The 1,593-nt window shown below is 63.9% G+C and carries 1 protein-coding gene and 1 tRNA gene; both read right to left on the minus strand.

The genetic code is table 11. The annotated features are described in order from the left end of the window. Nucleotides 1-270: 270 nt before the first annotated feature. Nucleotides 271-345 (minus strand) — tRNA-Gln (locus JHC57_RS22440). Between the two features lie 55 nt (nt 346-400). Beyond that, nucleotides 401-1,486, minus strand: coding sequence for a branched-chain amino acid aminotransferase (locus JHC57_RS22445; RefSeq protein WP_294032769.1), 1,086 nt, complete (start codon nt 1,484-1,486; stop codon nt 401-403). Nucleotides 1,487-1,593: the final 107 nt, after the last annotated feature.

Genomic DNA, 1,593 nt, shown 5'->3' on the forward strand with positions numbered 1-1,593 from the left:
ACATTGACGCCGCTTGACCGCGATGACCTCGACAAGCGGATACGTCGTGCCTTAGAAAGGCTGGCCCCCAATATGGCGACCCGGTGCCTTAAGGTGCAGTCGGCGACGAACACCAGCAGATTCGCAAAATACATGGCGAAGGGGATCGACGCTCCCTACGCCAATAAATTCTACCTCAAACACTCGCCGCAAGGCCCGATCGAGCATCGCCGGACCTCATATCTGCACCGGCAATCGTTGGTTTTCAGCCGAATCTTCGAGAATTCGGGCTGGCTGGGGCGGCAGGATTCGAACCTGCGAATGGCGGCATCAAAAGCCGCTGCCTTACCACTTGGCGACGCCCCAACGGGCCGGTGCGAGCGCGTCTATAGCGTCTTGGGATGCGTTGGCAAGGCGAGCCTCAGAGGCGCGTTACCCAGTCATGCGGATCGGCGGCGCGGCCGCGCTGGATATCGACTAGCTTGTCCTTGAGCTTCGTCGTCACTTGCCCCGGACCGCCCGCGCCGATCGTGAAGGCCGTCTCACCCCGCGTCACCTTGCCGACTGGAGTCACTACGGCGGCGGTGCCGCAGGCGAAGCTTTCGGTCAGCTTGCCGCTTTCCGCATCGGCCTGCCACTGGTCGATCGCATAGGGTTCCTCGCGCACCGTCAGGCCGGCATCGCGCGCCAGCGTGATGATCGCGTCGCGCGTGATGCCGGGCAGGATCGTGCCGGTCAGCGGCGGCGTGACGATGCTGCCGTCGGCGAAGACGAAGAACATGTTCATGCCGCCGAGTTCCTCGATCCAGCGATGCTCGGCGGCGTCGAGAAAGACGACCTGGTCGTGCCCCTTGGCGATCGCCTCGCGCTGCGCAACGAGGCTGGAAGCATAGTTGCCGCCGCATTTGGCGGCGCCAGTGCCGCCGGGCGCGGCGCGGGTATAATCTTCCGACACCCAGAGCGAAATCGCCGGCGCGCCCGACTTGAAATAATTGCCGACGGGCGAGGTGATGACGAGGAACCGATATTCGGCTGCCGGCTTGACGCCGAGGAACACCTCGCTCGCGAACATGAAGGGGCGCAGATACAGCGCACCGCCGTCGACCGGCGGAAACCAGCTGGCGTCGGCCGCCACGGCTTCCTTCACCGCCGCGATGAACATCTCCTCGGGCAGTTCGGCCATCGCCATGCGGCGCGCGCTCGCGTTGAAGCGCGCGGCATTGGCCTCGACGCGGAACAGCGCCATCGAGCCGTCGTCGAGCCGGTAGGCCTTCAGCCCTTCGAAGATTTCCTGCGCATAATGGAGCACCGCGGTCGCGGGATCGAGCGACAGCGGGCCGCGCGGCATCACCTGCGCCTCGTGCCAGCCCTTCTCGTCCGAATAGCGGATCGACACCATATGATCGGTAAAGACACGCCCGAACACCGGATCGGCGATTGCCGCCGCCCGTACATCGTCCGCGATCAGATCGGGGTGCGGCAGATGAGTGAAGGCGGGAGCGGACATGCAAGAAATCCCTGTGTTTGCGGGTTTATGGAGCGCGCCTCTTGCCAAATACGGGCGCGGCGCGCAACGGTAGCGACTATGCCGGATGAAAATTTTCTTTCACAAGT

The organism is Sphingopyxis sp., assembly GCF_016463645.1.
Classification (GTDB): Bacteria; Pseudomonadota; Alphaproteobacteria; order Sphingomonadales; family Sphingomonadaceae; genus Sphingopyxis.